Origin of the sequence: Pseudarthrobacter sp. B907 (genome assembly GCF_040137805.1) — a bacterium.
GTDB lineage: Bacteria > Actinomycetota > Actinomycetes > Actinomycetales > Micrococcaceae > Arthrobacter.
This window is the reverse complement of the sequence record NZ_JBEEQE010000023.1, coordinates 1-1,694: the sequence shown is the minus strand read 5'-3', so window position 1 is coordinate 1,694 and position 1,694 is coordinate 1. Positions and strand designations below refer to the sequence as shown.

Below are 1,694 nucleotides of genomic sequence, written 5' to 3'. Positions count from 1 at the left end.
GGGCAGCTGGGTTCCCCCCCCCCCGCTGCGTTAAGCCCGCCGCACGTCTGGGCATTTCACGGGCGATAATGCTGGAAGGCAACATTTCCCAGCAAAGGATTACGCATGCCCCCGGACGCTACCGGCTGCATCATCGGCGAAGACGGCTTGGCCCGGCCGGCCTGGGCGGCCGCCGACCCCCTGCTGCGCGACTACTACGACGGCGAGTGGGGTCTTCCGGTGCGGGACGAGCAGGGGCTGTACGAACGGATCAGCCTGGAGGCCTTCCAGGCGGGACTTTCCTGGGCAACGATCCTGCGCAAACGGCCGGCCTTCCGCGCCGCCTTCGCGGATTTCCACCCGGAGACTGTGGCGGCGTTCACCGACGACGACGTCGAGCGGCTGTTGCAGGACGCCGGTATTGTGCGAAACCGGCTCAAGATCCGGGCCGCGATCACCAATGCCCGCGCCACCCTCGAACTCAGGGTCGACGGCGGACTGGTTGACTTTGTCTGGTCTTACCGGCCGGACTCCACCCCCGCGCCCACGGCCCTGGACCAGATCCCGACCAGCTCACCGGAGTCCGCCGCTTTGTCCAAGGCACTGCGAAAGAGGGGCTTTGTGTTTGTCGGGCCCACCACCATGTACGCCCTGATGGAGGCCATCGGGATGGTCGACACCCACCTGCTGGGCAGCCACCGCAGAGGAACCTCGGGTGTCTGGGACCGTTAGGCAGCTGCCCGGCGAACAGAACTCTCGATCCACAGCTGTGCACAAGACGCCGCAAGTTATCCACACGCTGTGTGTGAATCGGGCCGTGCGGGGCGGCCAAGAGGCGCCCAGCGGCGTCGTTCCGGTTCGAGATCGGCACTGTAATGCCAGCCTTCCGCCGAATGACAGGACTGTAAGTTATTAACAATGTGGATTGCCTGTGGATAACGGCGTACGGCGCCCCGGTATCTGTGCGGTCCGCGTCATCCGTGCCTCCGGCGGAGGACGCAGCCACCTAATTCCGCAGCCAGGGGCCACTGTTACTGGCAATGACCTCCAGCGCCGAGTTATCCACACTTGGACGGAGTTGTTCCCACAACTTATCCACAGCTGGGGACAACTTGGCGCACTGCCGTCCGCTCTGGATCCTGAGAGGCCTGCAACGTCGCAGTTTCTCCCGGAGTAGTTAGAGCATCAAGTTATTAACACTGTGAAAAACGCTGTGCATAACTTCGTTGAAATCAGATAAAAGGGCCGCTGACCGCGGATGCCGTGCCCATTCCGTGGCTGCGGGACGGCGTGCGCGGGCCCGTCCCGGGGCCGCCCGGAGGTATAGCGCGGCCGTGGGCCCTACCTGGGGTGGCGAAGGACGCACCGGGCAGCCGTTTGACCTCCCTGGGGTGGCGAGGCCCTACAGGCATCCCCGGGAGTTCCCCCGATCCCGGCGCTCCCGAAGGCACACCACATCCACCGGCCGCAAAGTTGTCCACTTAACCACAGCGCCCAGGGGGAAAGTTATCCACAGATGTGGAGAGCTTCACGGCGTCGTTCGGTGAATTTGCCAGCTGTGGCCCTCAGATCCGGCATTTCGACCTGAACTACAGACGTGTAAGTTACCAACAATGTGGATAACCCCTGTGGAAAAGCGTCGGCAGAACGCAGAACCGAGGGCGCACCGGATTCGGAAGGGCGCTACGGTTTCGGACCAGCGCACCCCGGGCCCC

Annotated in this window: 1 protein-coding gene; it reads left to right on the top strand. The window is 63.9% G+C overall.

All coding sequences use genetic code 11. The annotated features are described in order from the left end of the window. The first annotated feature begins 105 nt into the window (after window positions 1-105). A complete protein-coding gene (locus tag ABLI39_RS16250) occupies window positions 106-711 on the top strand; it encodes a DNA-3-methyladenine glycosylase I (protein WP_349414546.1) in 606 nt (201 codons plus the stop codon). Window positions 712-1,694 lie beyond the last annotated feature (983 nt).